The sequence below is a fragment of the Mycobacterium malmoense genome, from assembly GCF_019645855.1.
Lineage (GTDB): Bacteria > Actinomycetota > Actinomycetes > Mycobacteriales > Mycobacteriaceae > Mycobacterium > Mycobacterium malmoense.
The window spans coordinates 433,611-448,907 of record NZ_CP080999.1 but is presented as its reverse complement, the minus strand read 5'-3'; the positions used below and the strand labels follow the sequence as shown (position 1 = coordinate 448,907).

The window sequence follows — 15,297 nt, the reverse complement described above, 5'->3', positions numbered from 1 at the left end:
TCGGACGTTTTCACCAAACCCACCCACAAGAAGGATGTCAGCGTGTCCATCGCCACGATCAACCCGGCCACCGGCGAGACGGTCAAGACGTTCAGTCCGGCCACCGATGACGAAGTCGAGGCCGCGATCGCCCGCGGCTATGAGCGGTTCGCCGGCTATCGGCGCACCAGTTTTGCCCAGCGCGCCGGGTGGGCCAACGCCACCGCCGATCTGCTGGAGGCCGAGGCCGCCGAGACCGCGGCGGTGATGACCCTGGAGATGGGTAAGATGCTGGCCTCCGCCAAGGCCGAGGTGCTCAAGTGCGCCAAGGGTTTTCGTTACTACGCGCAGAACACCGAGAAGCTGCTGGCCGACGAGCCGGCCGACGCGGCGGCGGTGGGCGCGACAAAGGCCTACACCCGCTATCAGCCGCTGGGGGTGGTGTTGGCGGTGATGCCGTGGAACTTTCCGCTGTGGCAGGCGGTGCGGTTCGCCGCGCCGGCGCTGATGGCCGGCAATGTCGGCATCCTCAAGCACGCCTCCAACGTGCCGCAGTGCGCGCTGTATCTGGCCGACGTGATCGCCCGCGGCGGGTTTCCCGACGGCTGTTTTCAGACGCTGCTGGTTCCCTCCAGCGCCGTCGAGCGCATCCTGCGCGATCCGCGGGTCGCCGCGGCCACGCTGACTGGTAGCGAACCGGCCGGCCAATCCGTCGGAGCCATCGCCGGCGACGAGATCAAACCCACCGTGCTCGAGCTCGGCGGCAGCGACCCGTTCATCGTGATGCCCTCGGCGGATCTGGACGCCGCGGTCGCCACCGCGGTCACCGCGCGGGTGCAAAACAACGGCCAGTCCTGCATCGCCGCCAAGCGGTTCATCGCCCACGCGGATATCTATGACGCGTTCGTCGACAAGTTCGTCGCCCGCATGCAGGCGTTGCGGGTTGGCGATCCGACCGACCCGGACACCGACGTGGGTCCGCTGGCCACCGAGTCCGGCCGCGATGAGGTCGCCAAGCAGGTCGACGACGCCGCCGCGGCCGGCGCGGTGATCCGTTGCGGCGGTACCCGTCTGGACCGTCCGGGGTGGTACTACCCGCCGACGGTGGTCACCGACATCACCAAAGACATGGCGCTCTATACCGAAGAAGTGTTCGGCCCGGTCGCCTCCATCTACCGAGTGGCCGACATCGACGAGGCCGTCGCGATCGCCAACGCCACCACCTTCGGGCTGGGCTCCAACGCCTGGACTCAGGACGGGGCCGAACAACGGCGCTTCATCGACGACATCGAAGCCGGCCAAGTCTTCATCAACGGCATGACCGTGTCCTACCCCGAACTACCGTTCGGCGGCGTCAAACGCTCCGGCTACGGCCGCGAACTCTCCGGCCACGGCATCCGCGAATTCTGCAACGCCAAGACGGTGTGGATCGGGTAGCGGTTCCGCTGGCGAGCAGACGTAGAGTCGCACGATTTGCCGGCAAATCGTGCGACTCTACGTCTGCTCGCGCTAGCTGCGTCAGGGTCGTCGCGGAAGAAGTCGATGTCGGCCGGGTCCCAGAATTTCGCGTTGCCGCCGGAAAATAGCTTGAGCGGCAAGCCATCCCAGTTGAGTCCGCGCCCTGGGTGAGCGAGCCCGAATGCGTGCATGTCATCTGACCTCCCCCTCGGTTTTGACGGACAGGTTCGCCGAGAACGCGGCCGCCAGCACCGCGACGAGCCTGCGCACGGCCAGCGCCGGCTGCTCCGGTGTGGGCTCGTCGAGGCCGAGGATGGGGTCCAGGCCACGCATGTAGGGGGCCAGGGCCAAGTGCGGAAAGATCAACAGCAGCAACGACAACAGCACATCGGTGTCGGCATCCGCGCGCAGGTCGCCTCGCACCAGCGCGCCGTGCACCAGTGGCCGCAGTACTTCCAGGTAGTGACGGTGAATGACGTTCCGCACGCTGACGCGGGCTTCGGTGTCGACCTCCAGGGTCGCCGCGGCATGAAGCGCGCGTTCCCGGGGATGTTCGGCGTAGTAAGCGACCCAGCCGTCGAGCAGGTCGGTGAGGAATTCGAAGAACGGCCGGCCCGGATCGAGCTCGTGGATGAGGTCCTCCATGTAGGCGCGCACCCGTTGGCTGCCGATGTCGGCGATGAACGCGTACAGATCGCGCTTGTCCGCGAAATACTGGAACAGGCTTCCTTTGGCGACGCCGGCCTTGCGGGCGATGACGTTCAGGCTGCCGCGGGAGAACCCGTGCGCCCCGAATTCGGCCTCCGCGGCTTCGATTACGGCTGCGCGACGAGCCGGGTCTACGCGCGCCCAAGTCACCGTCGGCATTGTGGTCTCCTCGCATCGATGAACCATTGGTCGTTTTATGGTGAGCTAGGTCACAGTCAAGTGTTAAGCATTCTCCCTCACGTCATGTTTGCACGGCGCTTGAGGCGCGACCGGCCTGTGCCTGTGGCCCTGGAAGGCGTTGTGGGCGCGGGCAAAAGCCAATAAAACGATGGCCCCCTTCTTGAGGAAGGGGGCCATCGCCGTTGGCGGTCACCGGCTCGCATCGGCGACTACCACCGGACTTAGAGCAACTTGAGGAGGGTAGTGATCCACGATCCGATCTGGGTAGCAAGGGCACCTACCATCGAGGGCAGATTCGCGAGTGCCGACGGAATGCCTTGCAGAATCGACGTCAATCCGCTACCGATGCTGTTGGCGAAATTGCCAAGGTTGGTCGACAGCGTATTGAAAACTCCGTTGAATACTGTTGGCAGGTTGGCGAATGTGTTTGTTCCGGCCTTCGCCCCCAGCGACGTCGCGACCGACTGGGGCAGAGAAATCAGCCAGTCGTAGACGGTCCCTGCATTGGTTGTTCTGGTGGGAACGCCAAAGATTCCCGGGTACCCGGCGAAGTTGTTGGCGGCACCATTGAGGAATCCGTTCGCTACCACCGCCGGAGCCTGTGCGATAGCCTCTAGCGCCGCTGCCGGAGTGGTTGCGTCTTCAAAATCTTGTGCGGCAATTCCGAACGCGTTCACCGCCTGCAGGAACGGCCGGAAAAGCGAGCCGACGTTGGCCAAAAGAACAGTCGAGCTCGTCAGTGTTTTGACCACGTTTGTGAAGTTGGTTGCCATATCACCCGGCAGTGCTAGGGCAGAAAACAGATTAAATCCGGGGGTAATAAAGAAGCCGCTGTATAGCGATGCGGTGAGTTTTGTCATCGCCGTCGCGGCCTGGCCGTTGAAGAACATATAGGCTGCGTTTTGGAAGGCTGGCACCATTCCCGTCGTCAGGTAGCTGAACTCCGCTTGCAGGAATTTCGTCACGTCCGGAATGAGTATGTTTGCGTAGTTGGCTTGGTTGGTCAGAACCTGTGACAGGACCGGGAAAGGGTTGGCGAGCCAGTCGTTGCCGATCGTCTGAATGTTGGCCCATGCGGCCTCGATTGTGCTGACGTAGGGGTTAACGACGTCGCTGAGGAAACTTGCGGGCACGGCGGCGGCGTTGGCGCCGCCGGCGAGCGAGGCGAGTTCGTTCTCCACGCCGGCGAACAGGTCCACCATGCCGCTGGCGGCGTCGGCGAGGCGGATATCGGCCACGCTCGCTTCGGCTAGGTGTTGGGCCAGGTGGAGGTTGGGCAGGTGCTGGGCTACTGGACCCGCCGCGATAACGGCGGCGCTGGCCAGAGCGATTCCGGCGGTGATGTGGGGGCGGGCTGGGAGGTCCACGACCATCTCCTTTGATCGGTGAGTCCAATTCGGATGGTCAGAACGTAGCTGAGAACAACCTGAGATTCGGGTGAGTTTGGCCGAGCTTGGTCAACTTCGCCCCGCAAACATCGAGAGCCGCAAACTATGCGAGAGAAAATAACCCATGATTGTGGAGATTTTAGAAAGCCAGGAGTTAACCCCCCCCCGGAATTTTAGTTCAGAGCGAAACTACCATTGACTGATCGTCAACGTATATTTGCCACACCACGCAGCACAACCGGCAAACTCCCGACACAGACCTCCACCGGGCCCACCAAACCAGCGCGCAACCCACGGCTACGCATGTGACGCGATCGACCGTGCCCAACAGCCGTCAACGGCACGTCACTTCTCGCCACACGCCATCACGCCAACAGGCGAAAAAGCCTGCGTCGCTGCGGGTTTCGTCCCCGCCTCAGCTCGGTCAGCACACGCCAAGTCACGGGCGCATCTGGTAGGCGCCATTGATCGGCAGCACGTGTTCCTTCCAGATCTGCTCATAGCGCGCAGGATCGTGCACCGGACGCCGGATCATCCGCGTCGCGAAACGCGCTTGGGCGTCCGTCGTCGCGGGCTTGTCGCCGAGCTCCACGGCGTAACCGTTGAAGTCGCGCACCAGCACGGCGAAGATCTCGTCGATCAACGCCGGATCCACGCCAGACAGCCCGGCCTCCTCGAGAATCAGCTGCGCGTAAGGCACCGTCGCAAACAACTGGCCCACGGCGAAGGCGAAGTCGATGTCCTTCTGCTGCACCGCATCCGGGGTAGCGCTGGCCAGCATCTCGGTGAGCACCTCGACCTGCGAGCGGAACAGCGCGACGTTGGGGAGGTGGGCGAAGCTTTCGAATGGCACGCGCCAGTCGTGGAAGCGCACCTTGCCCAGGCCCCCGGTGGGCCCCTGGGCGAACAAAAACGTGTCGTCGGCGGCGTCGTCGCGGCGGCCGATCACGGGCAATTCGGCGTTGGGGGCGAACAGGAAGTTGGGCATGAACTTGCCGAGCAGCCCGATGTTGATGTGGACGGTGCCCTCCAGCCGGGGCAGCAACCCGATCTCGCGGGCCACCGCCTCGAAGAAGGTGTCCTTCTCCACGCCCTTGGCGGCGATGACATCCCACAGGGCGGTCACCACCCGCTCCCCCTCGCTGGTGATCTTCGCCTTGGTGAGCGGGCTGTAGAGCAGGTAGCGGCGGTCGGCCGCCGACGCGCCGCGCATGTAGTCGCAGGCCCGGGTCGCGACCAGCTTCATGGCGGCCAGCCGCACGTAGGCGTCGGTGAGCAGCCGTCGCACGTGGGTGAAGTCGGTGACGACGGTCCCGTACAGGATGCGGTTGGACGCGTGGGTGACCGCCTCGTACATGGCGTGGGTGCACATGCCGATGGCGCCCCAGCCCAGGTTGTACTTGCAGACGTTGACGGTGTTGAGCGCGGCGTGGAAGGCGCCGGGACCGCGATGCAACAGGTCGGCCTCGGTGACCGGATAGTCGCGCAGCGCGTAATTGGCGACGTAGTTCTGCGAGTTCACCACGTTCTTGATCAGGTCGTACCGCTCGTGCTGGGAATCGGCGGCGAAGAACACATACTCGTCGGATCCGGCGATCTTGCCAAAGGTCGAAACCATCCGGGCCACGTTGGCATTGCCGATGTAGTACTTCTCGCCATTGGCGGTCCAACCGTGATCCGAGGGCGTCAGGATCATGTCGGTCTGGTAGACGTCGGCGCCGTGGGTCTGCTCCGATAACCCGAAGGCGAATACCTCGCCGGCCTCCAGCTGAGCGGCGGCCTTGCGCTTGGCGTCCTCGTTGGCGCTCATCCAGATCGGGCCCAGGCCCAGGGCCGTCACCTGGAAGGGATACCAGTAATTGAGCCCGTAAAAGCCGACGATCTCGGCGAATTCGCTGATTCGGTAGGTGTCCCAGCGACAATCGTCAGCGCCGTACTCGGCCGGCGTCAGCAGAGAGGCGAAGATCCGCTCCCGCCCTATGTGGTCTAGAAAATCCGAGTACCACACCCGCTCGTGGTCGTCGTGCTTGAGCCGGGCCTTCCCCCTGGATTCGAAGAAGTCGACCGTCGCGGCCATGATCTCCCCGGAGCGACGGTCCGGGTAGCGGCGTTGCAATTGGTTGGGATTGAGCAACATGGCGGACTCCCAGGGGCCTAAAGAGACGTCGATAAAGACGAGGCTGACGGTACTGCACTGGCGCGGCCGCTGGGACGGACCCAGAGAAACGGCACCGTTGGTCAGCCGGCGAATCCGTCCTGCGGCCACACCAGCACCGTCGAACTTCTCCACGACGAATCACCGACGTGACGGCGCGTGCGATACCAAATTTTCAGAAAACATCATGACCCCACGCGGGTAACCAACGGTGCGGCCGGTCTGAGTGTGACCATTGTTGCGTTGCTCGTCGCCGACCTGTTGTCCACCGAGCGCGGGAAAGCGCCGGGTAGACCGCACGCCAGCGTCGATCTCGACACAGGAAGAGGCACTGTTGGTCAGGCGCTGACGCGACCTAGCATCAGACACGTGTCAGAAGTAAATACCGCTCGCGGAACCATCGACACCGCCGATCTCGGCGTGACGCTCATGCACGAGCACGTCTTCATCATGACTACCGAGATCGCCCAGAATTACCCCGAAGCCTGGGGCGACGAGGAAAAGCGGGTGGCCGACGCCATCACCCGGCTGGGCGAGCTGAAGGCCCGCGGCGTGGACACCATCGTCGACCTCACGGTGATCGGGCTGGGCCGCTACATTCCGCGCATCGCGCGCGTCGCTGCGGCCACCGAGCTGAATATCGTTGTGGCGACGGGACTTTACACCTACAACGACGTGCCGTTCTACTTCCACTACCTCGGCCCGGGCGGGGAGCTAGGCGGGCCGGAGATCATGACCGACATGTTCGTCCGCGACATCGAGCAGGGCATCGCCGACACCGGCATCAAGGCCGGGATCCTCAAGTGCGCCACCGACGCACCGGGCATCACCCCCGGCGTCGAGCGGGTGTTGCGCGCGGTCGCGCAGGCGCACAAACGCACCGGGGTGCCGATCTCGACGCACACCCACGCGGGGCTGCGGCGCGGACTGGAGCAGCAGCGCATCTTCGAAGAGGAAGGCGTCGACCTGAGCCGGGTGATCATCGGCCATTCCGGCGACAGCACCGACGTCGGCTACCTCGAAGAGCTCATCGCCGCCGGCTCCTACCTCGGGATGGACCGATTCGGCATCGACGTGATCTCCCCGTTCGAGGACCGGGTGAACGTCGTCGCGCAGATGTGCGAGCGCGGGTACGCCGACAAGATGGTGCTGTCGCACGACGCCAACTGCTACTTCGACGCGCTTCCCGAAGAGCTGGTGCCGGTCGTCATGCCGAATTGGCATTACCTGCACATCCACAACGACGTGATCCCCGCGCTCAAGCAGCGCGGCGTCACCGACGAGCAGCTGCACACGATGCTGGTCGACAACCCGCGCCGCATCTTCGAGCAGACGGGCGCCTACGAATGACCGAGCCGGTCCCGCCGATCGGCACCCAGATTTCACAGCTGGCCGAACTCGCTCCCGACGAGCCGGCCGTCACCTGCGATGGGCTGACCCTCACCCGCGCCGAGCTCGACCGGTCGACGAACCGGTTGGCGCGGGCCTACGCCGAGCGCGGCGTCGGCGTCGGCGACTACGTGACCATGGTGCTGCCCAACTCCCTCGAGTGGATTCAGGCCGCGGTGGCGTGCTGGAAGCTGGGCGCGGTGCCCCAGGCGCTGTCCGCGCGGTTGCCGGCCGCGGAGTTGCGGGGCCTGCTGGACTTGCGGCGGCCCGCCTTGCTGGTGGGGCATCGAGGAGATCGCCCCGAAATACCAAGCGTGCCAGCAGGTTTCAGTCCCGACCCGGCGTTGTCCGACGCGGCGCTACCGGAAGCGGTATCGCCGGTGTGGAAGGCGATGGGCTCGGGCGGCAGCACCGGCCGGCCCAAGCTGATCGAATCCGGCGGTGACAGCCGGATACCGGCCGCCATCGGCTATCCACTCGGCGCGCAGGAGGGCGACACCACCCTGGTGCCGATTCCGCTATCCCACAACACCGGCTTCACCACCGCGACGATCGCGCTGCTGATGCGCCATCACCTGGTGCTGATGAGCCGGTTCGACCCGCAGCGGTTCCTCCGGCTGATCACCGACCATCGCGTCACGTTCCTGACGACCGTGCCGACGATCATGCAGCGGGCGCTGCCGGCGTACCACGCCGACCCGGAAGCCTACGACCTCTCCTCGATCCGACGGTTCTGGCACATGGGGGCGCCGTGCCCGCCGGCCATCAAGCAGGCGTGGATCGACCTGTTGGGTCCCGAGGTCGTGTGGGAACTCTACGGCGGCACCGAATTACAGGCGCTCACCTTCATCCGCGGCGACCAGTGGCTGGCCCACCGCGGCTCGGTCGGCGTGGTGGTCGCCGGGGAGATGAAGGTGCTCGACGACGACGGCAATCCCTGCCCGCCGAGCGAGGTCGGCGAAATCTATATGCGGCCCGCCCCGGGCAGCGCGCCCACCTACCGGTACGTCGGTGCCACCGCGAAGAGCCGAGACGGCTGGGACTCGCGGGCGATCTGGGCTATTTCGACAAAGACGGGTTCCTGTATCTATCGGATCGCCGGGTGGACATGTTCACCGTCGGCGGCCGCAACGTCTACCCCGCCGAGATCGAGAACGCCCTGTCGGCGCACCCGGATGTGTTGTCCTGCCTGGTGGTCGGCATACCCCACGAGGACCTCGGCCAGGTGCCCTACGCCGTGGTGCACGCCGCCGACGGGTCCACACTGGATGCCGATGGCGTGAAAGACTTTCTGCGCGAACGAATTTCGTCATACAAGGTGCCGCCCACCCCCAGCTTCATAGAATTCGTCGACGCTCCGCTGCGGGACGACGCCGGCAAGGCCCGGCGGTCGGCGGTCCGCGCCGACATCATGGCGCGATCGCGTCCGCCTCAGCGTCTATGACCCGTGCGTCAGCCGGCTTCTCGCGCTTCTCCCAACGCCGCAGCGCTTCCCGGCAGGGCGACTCGACCAGCCCATAGCTGACCGCCGCGATCGCCCAACCAAAGATCAGCGTCAACACCAGCACCGAAGGCATCCGGCCGGTGAACGGGAACGTCCCGAGCACCGGGAACACCATCGCCAACGCGGCCAGGTGCCACACGAACAACCCATAGGACCAACGCCCCAGGGTCACCATGCCGACGGTGCCCAGCAGCCGGTGCGGGGTGTCCGGCCGGTCCAGCACCAGCGGGGCCACCAGCGCGAACGCCACCAGCGCGCCCATCGCCGTCTTCACCGCGAACTGTGCGGCCGTGCCGGGAACCAGGCCCTCGGGACCCGCCAGCGGCGACGCCGCCACCAGGTAGGCCAGCACCGCGACGACGGCCATCGGCACGCGCCGTCGCGCCCACCGGTGCGGCAACCCGATCCCGCTGTAGGCCCACTCGGCCAGCAACATGCCGGCGGCGAACCAGGAGAAAAAGGCCGGCGGCCAGTTCAGCGGGTTGAGGCCGGATCCGGCGTGCACCGGCACCCAGCCCCAGGCCCAGCTGAGGGCGGCCAGCGCGGCGATCGCCGGCACCCGCGCCCGGACCGGGAGACGCCGGGCCAGCAACGCCAGGATCGGCAAGGCCAGGTAGAAGCTGACCTCGACGGACAGGCTCCACATCTGGGTCAGGCCGCCGGTCAGGGTCAGCGGCACGTAGATCTGGGCGAGTGTGAGGTTGGCCAACCACACCGTCGGGCTGGCGTGATCCGCGTCGGGCAGCAACGACAGGATCACCACGACCGCCACCACGTAGGCCGGCATGATGCGGACAACCCTCGACCGCAGGTAGTGGCCCGTGCGTGGTCGCGAGCCCAGATCCCGTGCCGCCCCCGCGTGCCCGCGCCACAACAGGAATCCCGACAACGCGAAGAACACCGCCACGGCAAGGTCGAAGCGGCCGAACAGCCGGCCGGCGACGCCGCTGGAGTGTCCCGTCTGGAAGGCGACGTGCGTGACGACCACGCCCATGGCCGCGCACGCGCGCATGCCCTCCACGGCGGGCAGGAAGCTGCGGACGCCTCCCACCTGCTGGCCATCGGTCACCATCACAGTGTGCCGGGCGAATCGGGCACATCGAAACCACCGGGCGAGGCGGCAATGGGTCGGTAAGCCGAGGCCTTAAATTCTGCTGTTAGGGTCGAACGGGTTTGCCACCCCGCTTGGTCGGGTCGGAGCGGTTCGTGGCCGACGAGGCAAAAGACCACTAGGAGGGCACAGCGACGTGAACCGAGCAGTCATGTTGCGATTCGCAGCATGCGGGATCATCGGACTCGGAGCCGCCCTGCTGATCGCCGCGCTGTTGCTCTCGACGTATACCAGCAGCAGGATCACCAAGATCCCGCTCGACATCGACACGACGTTGGTCAGCGACGGCACCGGAACCGCGCTCGATTCGGCGTCGTTGGCCACCGACCACATCGTCATCAACCAGAACGTGCCGCTGGTGTCCCAGCAGCAGATCACCGTCGAGTCGCCCGCCAACGCCGACGTCGTCACGCTGCAGGCCGGCACGTCGGTCCGGCGCACCGACAAGCAAAAGGACGGCGGGCTGCTCCTGGCGATCGTCGACACCGTCACCCTCAACCGCAAGACGGCGATGGCCGTCTCCGACGACACCCACACCGGCGGCTCGGTGCAGAAGCCGCGCGCCTTCGGCGACGAGAACCCGCCCACCGCGATCCCGCTGCGCCACGACGGGCTGTCCTACCGGTTCCCGTTCCACACCGAGAAGAAGACCTACCCCTACTTCGATGCGATCGCGCAGAAGCCGTTCGACGTCAACTATGACAGCCAGGAAGACGTCAACGGCCTGACCACCTATCGCTTCACGCAGAACGTCGGCTACAACCCCGACGGCAAGCTGGCGGCGCCCGTCGTGTACCCGTCGCTGTACCCCGGCAACGAGGACGGCAAGGTCACCGCGTCCGCGGCGATGTGGGGCGTGCCCGGCGATCCGGGCGAGCAGGTCACGATGACCCGCTACTACGCGGCGCAGCGGACGTTTTGGGTGGACCCGGTGTCGGGCACCATCGTCAAGGAGACCGAGCACGCCAACCACTACTTCGCCCGCGATCCGCTCAAGCCCGAGGTGACGCTGGTCGATTACAAGGTGACCTCGAACGAGGACACCGTCGAGTCCCAGGTCAACTCCGCCCGCGATGAGCGCGACCGGCTGGCGCTGTGGTCGCGGGTGCTGCCGATCACCTTCACCGCGGTCGGCCTGATCGCGCTGATCGGCGGCGGAATTCTCGCCTCGTTCAGCCTGCGGACCGAGAGCGCGCTGACCGACCCCGGCCTGGACCGCGGCGAGGAGTTCGTCGGCCGCGGCGGGCTCGAAGAACCGGTGCCCGGCGCCGAAGCCGAGACCGAGAAGCTACCCACGCAGCGCCCCCTTCCTCGTCAGGACCCGGACCCGCCCGGCTCGGATCCGCCGACCGCCGGCTCGGACTCGGGCTCAGGCTCGGGCTCGGGCGATTCCGGGCCGCCCGACGCGGGACCCTCGGAGTCCCCCGGCCCGCCCGAACGCGACTAGCCCCGCTCGGATGCGCTAACCGTGCGTTGGGCCCGTCCGCTATACGCACTGGCCTTGGCGCTGCTGGTGGTCGGTCCGCTGCTGCAGCCGGGTTACCTGCTGCTGCGCGACGCGGTGTCGACGCCGCGGTCGTATCTTTCCGATAGCGCGCTGGGGTTGGCGGCGGCGCCGCGGGCGACGCCACAAGACTTCGCGGTGGCGCTGGCCTCGCACCTGGTTGACGGCGGCATCGTGGTGAAGGCGCTGCTCGTCGCGGGCCTGTGGCTCGCGGGGTGGGGTGCGGCCCGACTGGTCGGGGCGGCGCTGCCCTGCGCGGGCTCGGCGGGCCAGTTCGTCGCGATCACGCTGGCGATCTGGAATCCCTTTGTCGCCGAACGGCTTTTGCAGGGTCATTGGAGCCTGCTGGTGGGCTACGGCTGCCTGCCGTGGATCGCGACGGCGATGCTGGCGCTGCGATCGGGGGACGGCGGCGGGTTTTTCGCCCTGGCGTTCTGGATCGCGTTGGCCGGGCTGACGCCGACCGGCCTGCTGCTGGCCGCGACGGTGGCGCTCGTCTGTGTGGCTGCCCCGGTTGAGGGCCCCGGCGGGTTTAGGCCGCGCTGGCTGTGTGCCGCGGCGGCGTTGGGTGCCGCGCTGGTGGCGGCGCTGCCCTGGCTGACCGCGACGGTGATGGGCGCGTCGTTGACCGCCCACACGCCGGCAAGCGCGCTCGGGGTGACCGCATTCGCCCCGCGCGCCGAGCCGGGTCTGGGCACGCTCGTCAGCCTGGCCAGCCTCGGCGGAATCTGGAACGGCGATGCCGTACCGGCTTCGCGGACAACGCTTTTCGCGGTGGTGTCGGCCGTGGTGTTGCTGGGTGTGGTGGTGGCCGGGTTACCGACGGCGGCGCGCCGTCCGGCCGCGGTGCCGCTGCTGGCGCTGGCCGCGGTGTCGGTGCTGGTGCCGGCGGCGCTGGCCACCGGCCCGGGCCTGCACGTGCTGCGGGCGGTGATCGACGCCGCGCCCGGCCTCGGGGTGCTGCGCGACGGGCAGAAGTGGGTGGCGCTGGCGGTGCCGGGCTACACACTGGCGGGCGCCGGCGCCGTGGTGACGCTGCGACGGTGGTTGCGGCCCGGGGTGACGGCGCCGGTCTGCTGCCTCGCGCTGATCCTGGCGCTGCCCGACCTGGCCTGGGGTGTGTGGGGCAGGGTTGAGCCGGTGCGCTACCCGCCCGCGTGGGCCGCGGTGGCGGCGACGATCAACGCCGATCCGCGGACCGTCGCGGTGTTGCCCGCCGGCACCATGCGGCGGTTCTCCTGGTCCGGCCCGGTGCCGGTGCTGGATCCGCTGCCGCGCTGGGTGCGCGCCGACGTGCTGGCCACCGGTGACCTGGCCGTCTCCTGTGTCGTCGTCCCCGGGGAGGGCAAGCGCGCGCGGGCCGTACAGGAGTTGCTTCTGGGCGGGCCCGATCCTTCTGCGTTGGCCCCGGCCGGGGTGGGGTGGCTGGTCGTCGAATCGGACAGCGCCGGTGACATGGGCGCGGCCGCCCGCACGCTCGACGCGCTGACACCGGTCTACCGCGACGACGAGCTTGCGCTCTATCGGATCGGCGGCGACACCGGCGGCGTCTCTTCCGCCCGTCGCACCGCGACGGTCGTCGCGCACCTGGCGTGGCTGGCGATGCTGATCGTGGGCGCGGTGGCCTGCGTCTGGCGGCGCCTGGCTACACCACGCCGCTGACCAGGCGGCCGGCGTGCACCGCCTCCAACACACCGCGCATCGCCTCGGCGCTTTGGCGCCAGGAGAACTCGCCGCTGCGCATCTGTGCCTTGGTGCCGAGCTGGTCGCGCAGCACCGGATCGGTGAGCAGTTCCTCGAGGCGGTCCACCAGCTCGGCGCGATCGTCCACCAAGATCCCGGTCACGCCGTCGACGATCGAGTCGGACAGGCCGCCCGAGGATCGGTAGCCGATGGTGGGCACCCGGTGCTGCGCCGCCTCGACGACCGCCAGGCCCCAGCCCTCCTTGCGCGACGGCAGCACGTGCACCCAGGAGCTTTGCAGCACATGGTGTTTGGTCATGTCGTCGACATGGCCGTGGAAGGTCACCGCGTCGGAAATGCCCAGCCGGTGCGCGTGGTCGACAAGCCGCTGGCGCCACCACCCGCCGCCGACGACGTCGAGGTGCAGGCCCGGCATCCCCGGATTCCGTCGTCGGAGCACCGCCACCGCCTCCAGCGCGTCCTCGATCTGCTTGTGCGGCACCAACCTTGAGAGCACCACCACCCGCGGCGCGGCCGACCGCGGGCCGGACATCGACAGCGCCGGCGCCTCGTCAAGGCCGTTGCGCACCACCGCGATCCGCTCGTCGTCCACGCCGAGCGCGACCAGATCGCGCGCCGACGGCAGCGACACCGTCACATACTGGCCGCGGCGGTTCACTAGCGGCGACAACCTCGACTCGACAAACCAGCCGAGCCGGCCGAGCACCGGCCCGGCCACCGGCCACTGCTCGTGGTGGCAGTGGTGCACCAGCACCGCGACCCGTCGGCCGTACACCAGCCGGGCCAGGAACGGCAGGCCGTTCTGGCTGTCGACGACGACGTCGGGCCGCACGCGCCGCAGCGGTCCGAGCCCGAACCGGGCTAAGGCCATCGCCAGCAACGCCCACACGTACACCGAGTAGTGCCCGCCCGCGCGGCTGATCCGCACGCCGTCGATGACGTCGCGTCGTGGCGCTCCGGGATAGCGGGCCGTGCGCAACGTGACGGCTATCCCCGACGCGGCCAGCTGCGCGCCGATGCGCTGCAAGTAGGTTTCGCTGCCGCCGCCCTGGGGGTGCCCGGTGTCGCGCCAGCACAGCAGCAATACCGCACGTAGACCGGGCTCACGCTTTATGGCACACATCGGTCGGTAGCTTAGCCTGGCGACGATGCGCGCCGCACAGCGGCGCGAGCCTGGCTACCCGATCGCCCCAGCTTGAGTGAGGGTACCCTTACTTCATGCGTCGGCGGCCGCGATTCGGCGTCCTCCTCAACATGGGGGCGGTGCTGGGCGCCACCCCGGAGGCGATTTTCGGCCTGACGCTCGAACAGGCCGACACCGCCGAACAGCTCGGCTACGCCGACCTATGGGTCACCGAGCACCATTTCATTCGCTTCGGGATCAATCCCAGCGCGCTGACCACCGCGGCGTTCCTGCTGGGCCGCACACGCCGCATACGGGTCGGCACCGCCGTCGTCTTGTCACCGCTATGCCACCCGATCGAGCTGGCCGAGCGCGCCGCTTTGCTGGACCAACTGAGTGCCGGCCGGTTCGAGCTGGGTCTCGGCCGCGGGGGCTACCGGCGCGACTACGAGGTCTTCGGCGTCGACTTCGCGCGATGGGACGAGGAACCGCACTTTAGCGCCCGGCGGCTGCTCGACGCGTGGACGCGGCCCCCGACGGACGTTCAACCGCGCCAGCGCACGCTGCCCCACCCCAACCTGCTGTTGGCCACCACGAGCGCGCCCGGCATCGCGTACGCCGCGCGCAACGGGCTCGCGCTACAGCACTACTTCGCCACGCCGGCACCGCAACGTGTGGAGATCGAGACCCGCTACCGCGAGCTGCGCGGCGAATCGGACAGCGGCCCGGAGCATTTGCACACGCTGATCGTCATTGTCGACGGCACACCCGGCCGCCGGGACCAGCTGGCCGGCGCGCTCCGCCGCTCGTTCCGCGATGGCGATCACCCGCATGTGCCGCAAGCGGGTGACCCTCATCGCGGGCCGGACGGCGAGCCGTTGGGCCCGGATGCCATGGCCGGCTACGTGGCCCAGAACGCGATCGTCGGCCCGCCGTCGCAGGTGGTCGACGAACTCGGACGCTTCATCGAGACCACCGGCGCCCGGCGCATCGCGGTGTTCCACGAGGCGATCGCCGACCCGACGGTGTCGATCAATTCACTCGAAGACTTCGCGCTGCTGGTGGCGCCCCAACTGGCCAAATCTGCGTAGGGT

9 protein-coding genes and 3 pseudogenes are annotated in these 15,297 nt (G+C 67.5%); 6 read left to right on the top strand and 6 right to left on the bottom strand.

All coding sequences use genetic code 11. The features are described from left to right. Positions 1-42 precede the first annotated feature (42 nt). Positions 43-1,416, top strand: a complete 1,374-nt coding sequence (locus K3U93_RS02065) for an NADP-dependent succinic semialdehyde dehydrogenase (RefSeq protein WP_083010713.1) — start codon at positions 43-45, stop codon at positions 1,414-1,416. 80 nt (positions 1,417-1,496) lie between these two features. Here the strand turns inward: K3U93_RS02065 and K3U93_RS02060 are convergent. The 4 genes and pseudogenes from K3U93_RS02060 to K3U93_RS02045 all read right to left on the bottom strand — a co-directional run. Further along, a pseudogene (locus K3U93_RS02060) lies at positions 1,497-1,633 on the bottom strand (R2-like ligand-binding oxidase); the annotation flags it as partial. Then, on the bottom strand, positions 1,630-2,304 hold the full coding sequence (locus K3U93_RS02055; protein ID WP_071509050.1) for a TetR/AcrR family transcriptional regulator: 675 nt from the start codon (positions 2,302-2,304) through the stop codon (positions 1,630-1,632). The gene K3U93_RS02055 and the pseudogene K3U93_RS02060, both read right to left, overlap by 4 nt. Before the next feature lie 242 nt (positions 2,305-2,546). Next, entirely contained in the window at positions 2,547-3,698 is a 1,152-nt protein-coding gene (locus K3U93_RS02050; RefSeq protein WP_083010656.1) for a hypothetical protein, read from the bottom strand. A 454-nt stretch (positions 3,699-4,152) separates the two neighbouring features. Beyond that, positions 4,153-5,850, bottom strand: coding sequence for an acyl-CoA dehydrogenase family protein (locus K3U93_RS02045; protein WP_083010657.1), 1,698 nt, complete (start codon positions 5,848-5,850; stop codon positions 4,153-4,155). 387 nt (positions 5,851-6,237) lie between these two features. On the opposite strand from K3U93_RS02045, the gene K3U93_RS02040 reads away from it, so the two are divergent. After that, positions 6,238-7,218 carry a phosphotriesterase family protein gene (locus tag K3U93_RS02040; RefSeq protein ID WP_083010658.1) on the top strand — a complete coding sequence of 327 codons (981 nt, stop codon included), beginning with the start codon at positions 6,238-6,240 and terminating at the stop codon, positions 7,216-7,218. Continuing rightward, positions 7,215-8,701: pseudogene (locus K3U93_RS02035) on the top strand (AMP-binding protein). The gene K3U93_RS02040 and the pseudogene K3U93_RS02035 overlap by 4 nt, the downstream one beginning before the upstream one ends. Here the strand turns inward: K3U93_RS02035 and K3U93_RS02030 are convergent. Then, positions 8,667-9,833 (bottom strand): acyltransferase family protein, encoded by a 1,167-nt coding sequence (locus K3U93_RS02030; protein WP_139796952.1) that lies wholly within the window; start codon positions 9,831-9,833, stop codon positions 8,667-8,669. The pseudogene K3U93_RS02035 and the gene K3U93_RS02030 overlap by 35 nt on opposite strands. A gap of 175 nt (positions 9,834-10,008) precedes the next feature. On the opposite strand from K3U93_RS02030, the gene pgfA reads away from it, so the two are divergent. Both pgfA and K3U93_RS02020 read left to right on the top strand, forming a co-directional pair. After that, the gene (pgfA, locus tag K3U93_RS02025; RefSeq protein ID WP_176219972.1) at positions 10,009-11,319 is read left to right on the top strand and encodes a cell envelope lipid trafficking protein PgfA; all 1,311 of its coding nucleotides are present in this window, start codon (positions 10,009-10,011) and stop codon (positions 11,317-11,319) included. A 21-nt stretch (positions 11,320-11,340) separates the two neighbouring features. Next, a pseudogene (locus K3U93_RS02020) lies at positions 11,341-13,048 on the top strand (MmpA family trehalose lipid delivery protein); the annotation flags it as partial. Here K3U93_RS02020 and K3U93_RS02015 read toward each other — a convergent pair. Further along, on the bottom strand, positions 13,022-14,203 hold the full coding sequence (locus tag K3U93_RS02015) for a glycosyltransferase family 4 protein (RefSeq protein WP_071511406.1): 1,182 nt from the start codon (positions 14,201-14,203) through the stop codon (positions 13,022-13,024). The pseudogene K3U93_RS02020 and the gene K3U93_RS02015 sit on opposite strands and share 27 nt — an antisense overlap. Positions 14,204-14,298: 95 nt before the next feature. On the opposite strand from K3U93_RS02015, the gene K3U93_RS02010 reads away from it, so the two are divergent. Continuing rightward, the gene (locus tag K3U93_RS02010) at positions 14,299-15,294 is read left to right on the top strand and encodes an LLM class flavin-dependent oxidoreductase (RefSeq protein ID WP_083010662.1); all 996 of its coding nucleotides are present in this window, start codon (positions 14,299-14,301) and stop codon (positions 15,292-15,294) included. Positions 15,295-15,297 lie beyond the last annotated feature (3 nt).

What these genes read in the sequence shown, in the direction of transcription:
- K3U93_RS02055 (WP_071509050.1), bottom strand. Translation starts at nt 2,304, where the DNA reads ATGCCGACGGTGACTTGGGCGCGCGTAGACCCGGCTCGTCGCGCAGCC.
- K3U93_RS02045 (WP_083010657.1), bottom strand. Translation starts at nt 5,850, where the DNA reads ATGTTGCTCAATCCCAACCAATTGCAACGCCGCTACCCGGACCGTCGC.
- K3U93_RS02010 (WP_083010662.1), top strand. Translation starts at nt 14,299, where the DNA reads ATGCGTCGGCGGCCGCGATTCGGCGTCCTCCTCAACATGGGGGCGGTG.
- K3U93_RS02015 (WP_071511406.1), bottom strand. Translation starts at nt 14,203, where the DNA reads ATGTGTGCCATAAAGCGTGAGCCCGGTCTACGTGCGGTATTGCTGCTG.
- K3U93_RS02030 (WP_139796952.1), bottom strand. Translation starts at nt 9,833, where the DNA reads ATGGTGACCGATGGCCAGCAGGTGGGAGGCGTCCGCAGCTTCCTGCCC.
- K3U93_RS02050 (WP_083010656.1), bottom strand. Translation starts at nt 3,698, where the DNA reads ATGGTCGTGGACCTCCCAGCCCGCCCCCACATCACCGCCGGAATCGCT.